General features: G+C 43.6%; 6 protein-coding genes. 3 read left to right on the forward strand and 3 right to left on the reverse strand.

Annotation, left to right across the window (positions count from 1 at the left end; genetic code table 11):
• The 3 genes from Q0191_RS05090 to Q0191_RS05100 form a co-directional block, all read left to right on the forward strand.
• Positions 1–1,151, forward strand: a 1,151-nt coding sequence (locus Q0191_RS05090; protein WP_297664415.1) for a pyruvate formate lyase family protein, incomplete at its 5' end; no start/stop codon positions are given.
• A 117-nt stretch (positions 1,152–1,268) separates the two neighbouring features.
• Entirely contained in the window at positions 1,269–2,042 is a 774-nt protein-coding gene (locus Q0191_RS05095; protein WP_297664417.1) for a threonine/serine exporter family protein, read from the forward strand.
• Positions 2,043–2,046: 4 nt separating this feature from the next.
• A complete protein-coding gene (locus Q0191_RS05100) occupies positions 2,047–2,505 on the forward strand; it encodes a threonine/serine exporter family protein (RefSeq protein ID WP_125373811.1) in 459 nt (152 codons plus the stop codon).
• 171 nt (positions 2,506–2,676) lie between these two features.
• Here Q0191_RS05100 and Q0191_RS05105 read toward each other — a convergent pair whose 3' ends face one another.
• The 3 genes from Q0191_RS05105 to Q0191_RS05115 form a co-directional block, all read right to left on the reverse strand.
• Positions 2,677–3,957 carry a hydroxymethylglutaryl-CoA reductase, degradative gene (locus Q0191_RS05105; protein WP_297664420.1) on the reverse strand — a complete coding sequence of 427 codons (1,281 nt, stop codon included), beginning with the start codon at positions 3,955–3,957 and terminating at the stop codon, positions 2,677–2,679.
• Positions 3,954–5,132: a hydroxymethylglutaryl-CoA synthase gene (locus Q0191_RS05110; RefSeq protein ID WP_297664422.1), complete on the reverse strand. Its 1,179-nt coding sequence runs from the start codon at positions 5,130–5,132 to the stop codon at positions 3,954–3,956. The genes Q0191_RS05105 and Q0191_RS05110 overlap by 4 nt, the downstream gene beginning before the upstream one ends.
• A gap of 288 nt (positions 5,133–5,420) precedes the next feature.
• Positions 5,421–5,536, reverse strand: a 116-nt coding sequence (locus Q0191_RS05115) for a hypothetical protein (RefSeq protein ID WP_297664424.1), incomplete at its 5' end; no start/stop codon positions are given.

The following is a 5,536-nucleotide window of genomic DNA, read 5'->3' on the forward strand; positions in this document are numbered from 1 at the left end:
ACAAACACTCTTCTATCCAATACGAAGGTGTAACAACAATGGCTAAAGACGGATATGGTGAAATGAGCTGTATCTCATGTTGTGTGTCTCCACTTGACCCAGAAAACGAAGAACAACGCCACAACATCCAGTACTTCGGTGCTCGTGTAAACGTTTTGAAAGCTCTTCTTACTGGTTTGAACGGTGGTTACGATGATGTACATAAAGACTACAAAGTATTTGACATCGATCCTATCCGTGATGAAGTTCTTGAATTTGAATCAGTTAAAGCGAACTTCGAAAAATCACTTGACTGGTTGACTGACACCTACGTAGATGCTTTGAACATCATCCACTACATGACTGACAAGTACAACTACGAAGCTGTTCAAATGGCCTTCTTGCCAACTTATCAACGTGCTAACATGGGATTCGGTATCTGTGGATTTGCTAACACTGTTGATACATTGTCAGCTATCAAGTATGCAACTGTTAAACCACTCCGTGATGAAAATGGCTACATCTACGATTACGAAACAATCGGTGAATACCCACGTTGGGGTGAAGATGATCCTCGCTCAAACGAATTGGCAGAATGGTTGATCGAAGCTTACACTACACGTCTACGTAGCCACAAACTTTACAAAGACGCTGAAGCAACTGTATCACTTTTGACAATCACATCTAACGTTGCTTACTCTAAACAAACTGGTAACTCACCAGTCCACAAGGGTGTTTACCTCAACGAAGATGGTTCTGTGAACTTGTCTAAACTTGAATTCTTCTCACCAGGTGCTAACCCATCTAACAAAGCTAAAGGTGGCTGGTTGCAAAACTTGAACTCACTTGCTAGTCTGGACTTCAGCTATGCAGCTGATGGTATTTCATTGACAACTCAAGTTTCACCTCGTGCCCTTGGTAAAACTCACGATGAGCAAGTAGACAACTTGGTAACAATCCTTGATGGTTACTTTGAAAACGGTGGACAACACGTTAACTTGAACGTTATGGACTTGCAAGATGTTTACGACAAGATCATGTCTGGTGAAGACGTTATCGTTCGTATCTCAGGTTACTGTGTAAACACTAAATACCTCACTCCAGAGCAAAAGACTGAATTGACACAACGTGTCTTCCACGAAGTCCTTTCTATGGATGATGCACTTAGCTAAGCCTCTTTCCTAATTGTAAAACCAGCTGAAAATCAGCTGGTTTTATTTTGATTTATAGAGATAGCTTGGGGCATTTGTGTTATAATAGAGTTATTGTGAAACGAAAAAGGGGATGCAATGGCTGAGAAAATGTCTACAGATGAAAAAAATCTTAATCTGGCCGTCGATGTTATCATGCTAGCTGGGACCTTGCTATTACAAAGTGGCTCAGAGATTTATCGGGTCGAAGACACCATGATCCGGATTGCCCATTCGCAAGGCATCCTGGACTGCAATGCCTTAGCCATGCCCGTTGCCATATTCTTTTCCATTGAAAATACCAATATTTCTCGAATGAAGCGAAATATCCATACGAACTATAATATCGAGAAGGTCTGTGATGTCAATCAAGTCTCTCGCCAACTGGTTAGTGGTGCCATCAATCTAGAAGAAGCGCTTGAGCAACTAAAAGAACTTAAAATAAAAAAACTTCCTTATAGCAAAAAAGAACTGATTACAGCTGCTACGCTCAGTGCTCCCTTCTTTTCGATCATGTTCGGAGGAAATTTCTACGATGCTCTTGGGGCTGGTATAGCGACCCTATTTGGCTTTTCTTTCTCCCTTTATGTCGATAAATACATTCGGATTCCTTTTGTTTCGGCCTTTGCTGGAGCTTTCGTCTTCGGATTGTTGGCCCAGATTTGGGCTCGCTACTCAGGTTTCGATTCAACAGCAGACTTGATCATTGCAGGAGCTGTCATGCCCTTCGTCCCAGGGATCGCTCTGACCAACTCAGTTAGAGATATCATGACAAACCATATCAACTCTGGGATGAGCAAGCTCTTTGAATCGCTCCTCATTACCCTTGCTCTCGGTGCAGGTACCTCTGTCGCCCTTCTTATTATGAAATAAGCCTATGACAATCTTGACTTTCTTACTGCAAGCCCTTGCCAGCCTACTGGCCATCATCACCTTTTTAATCGTTCTAAATGTCCAGCGGAGTATGCTGATTCCTGGCGGAGTCTTAGGAATGGCCACTTGGCTACTCTATCTCCTGCTCAAAGGACCGACCAATGTTATCATTGCAACCTTTGTGGCTGCTATCATTGGTTCCTGTGCCAGCCAAATCCTCAGCATCATCTATAGAACGCCAGCTGTCGTCTTTATTTTGGCTATTCTGGCTCCTCTGGTACCTGGTTATATTTCCTATCGGACAACTGCCTTTTTTGTGACAGGCGATTATAGTCAGGCCATGGTTCATGCTACCTTGGTCGTCATCCTAGCCTTGGTCATCTCAATCGGCATGGCTAGTGGGACGGTTGTCTTAAAGATTTACAGCTACCTGAAGAAACATCCTCTTCATTATAAAAAATGAGAGTGGGACAGAAATCGGTAATTCGTTAGAATTCGATTTCGTCGTCCCACCTCCGCACAGTTGAGTAGGGCTGTAAAAGCTGATGAAATCAGCGTAATAGAGCCCACTCAACCACTGCGTCTTGCTCGACAATCCAAAGACAATTGAGAGGCTAGGACTTTTGTCCCAGCCTCATTTTTCTTTACGCATTTTACCTAAAATTTCCTTGGCTTTTGCCTGATTAAATTGCTTCTCTTTGAGAAGTTCTGCAACAACAGCAGCAATCTCAACTTCCTGAGCACCTGCCAATAAAGCTAGAGATTTAGCTTGGAGTTTCATGTGGCCAGCCTGAATTCCCGTAGTCACCAGTGCTCTCAAAGCTGCAAAATTCTGCGCTAAGCCGACAGATACGATAATCGAAGCTAATTCTTTGGCTGTCGGTTGCCCCAATAAATCAAAACTGGCGACAACCATTGGATTAAGCCCAATCGAGCCTCCCTTGGCTGCAACAGGCATGGGTAAAGTCAACTGGCCATAGAGTTTTCTTTCCTCTAAATTGGCCTCCCAGTTACTCAATCCTTGATAACGGCCATCACGAGCAGCATAGGCATGGGCCCCTGCTTCAATAGCGCGCCAGTCATTACCTGTCGCCAAAAGAACTGCATCAATTCCGTTGAAAATGCCTTTATTATGCGTGCTGGCCCGATAAGGATCCTGTTTTGCAAATTGACTGGCTAGAGCGATTCTTTGAGCAGTGCGTTCAGCTTCTGCCTTGTCTCGACTGAGTGAGTGGAAATCAATTTCACAAGAGGCTGTTACGAGCGCCTCAGTCGCATAGTTAGATAAGATGCCCATCAAGCTCTGTCCACCTGTTAACTCCTCCAACCGTTCTTTTAGGGCTTCTAGCATCGTATTAAGGATATTGGCACCCATGGCTTCCTGAGTGTCCACGACAAGGTAGACAACTAGAAAGTCCGTCTCTCCCTCCAGGAAATCCGTTCTCAAATCACGCGCCCCACCTCCTCGCTTGACGATGGAAGGATGGGCTTGATTTGCCAATTCTAATAAAGCTGACTTCTCATTTTGGATCTGCTCCAGGGCTTTAGCTACATCGGGAACATCATAGAGTGCGACCTGCCCAACCATCTGCCGATTATGAATCTTGGTCTTGAAACCGCCGTTGCGCTGAATGATTTTTGCCGCAAAACTGGCAGCAGCAACGACAGAGGGCTCCTCTGTTACAAAGGGTACCTGATAAACCTGCCCATCTATAAGAAAGTCTGGTGCAATCGAATAAGGTAAAGCCAAAACAGAAAGCACATTTTCACTCATTTGATTGGCTGTCTCCAGCGGCAAATGGCTTTGATTAGCAAGATTTTGCCAATTCTCAGCCTGAAGTAGTTCATGGGCTTTCAGAAACTCTAGTCGCTCTGCAGGCGTTTTTTTAGAAAATCCGGTCCAATTTATTTTCATGATGATTTCTCAACTTTGATATACTTGCGCTGGTGTTGATCGATTTGAACCAAGGCGTAAACTTGGTCATCGTAGTCAGAAAAAACAGCTGAGCCGTTTTCATCCAGCTGAGCTTCTGCAAAGAAAAGCTCTTCATAAGCAGCAACTGTCAGTTCTTGACGTTGATTTAATTTCTCCAAACGATTAGTCGTCAGCTGTTTCTCATAACCTTCTACCAGATTGGCACTAAAAATCTCGGCCACAGCGCCACTCCCATAACTAAAGAGAGCAATCTTGTCACCAGCCTTAAGATTTTCAGAGTTTTCTAAGAGGGACAAGAGCCCCAAAAAGAGGGAGCCTGTATAGATATTCCCGACCTTTTGGCTATAGAGAATAGACTTGTCAAAGTTTTCTTGCAGGCCTTTTTGCTCCTCCTGAGACAAGTTTTTATCCATAATTTTATTCAGCCCCTTCAGCGCCAATTTTGGATAGGGAAGATGGAAACAAACCGCTGCAAAGTCTCCCAAAGCTAAACCATGACGCTTTTGGTATTCGTTCCAAGTCGTCTTGAGGCAATCTAGGTACTGCTGGGTTGAGTAAACACCATTGACATAAGGAGTCGTAGAATAATTTGGTCGCCAGAAATCCATAATATCACGAGTCTGGGCCACATTGTCATCGTTGAACTCCAGAATTCGTGGATTTTGACTGATCAGCATAGCAATTGCGCCTGCACCTTGAGTCGGCTCTCCTGGCGCCTCTATCCCGTATTTTGCAATATCACTAGCGATGACCAAGACTTTGCTTTCTGGATATTGTTTGATATGTAGCTTGGCATAATCTAGAGCAGCAGTTCCAGCGTAGCAGGCTTCCTTCATTTCAAAGCTACGAGCAAAGGGCTGGATCCCCAAAAGACCGTGAATAAAGACCGAAGCCGCCTTACTTTGGTCAATGCTAGACTCCGTTGCGACAATGACCATATCAATGGCCTTCTTGTCCTCGACAGTCAAGATTTGCTCAGCCGCTGCTGCGCCCAAAGTGACGATATCTTCAGTTAAAGGAGCAATGCTGATCTCCTTCATCAATAATCCCTTGCTGAGCTTGTCGGGATCAATGCCCCGCTTCTCAGCCAGATGATCTAATTTTAAAACATAATTGCTGGTCGCAAAACCGATTTGATCGATTCCGATTTTCATCATAAAGACCTCATTCAATTCATTTGATAGCTAATAGTATTCAGACATTATTTTACCATAATTAAGGCTAAAACTCTTTTAAAAACCATTTTTTAAGCTCAAATCCGACTTGAGACGGAGAAAGCTCATCATCAAAAAATAAGAGAAACCCAATTTTTCCAATTCAGTTTCCCTCATCAATCTATTCCAAATTTTGAGCTAGCAAGTTTATGGATTTAAGGATACACCTCCCTCCATAAACTCCTTACTATATACCTTGTTTTCTTTGTAAACAGGCTGAAGCGAGTCCTATTTCCGTTTCCTTGCAATCAAGTGAATCGGGGTTCCTTCAAAGACAAAGGCCTTGCGAATTTGATTTTCCAAGAAACGCAGGTAAGAAAAGTGCATGAGCTCTTCTTCGTTGA

The sequence above is a fragment of the uncultured Streptococcus sp. genome (assembly GCF_938036805.1).
Taxonomy (GTDB): domain Bacteria; phylum Bacillota; class Bacilli; order Lactobacillales; family Streptococcaceae; genus Streptococcus.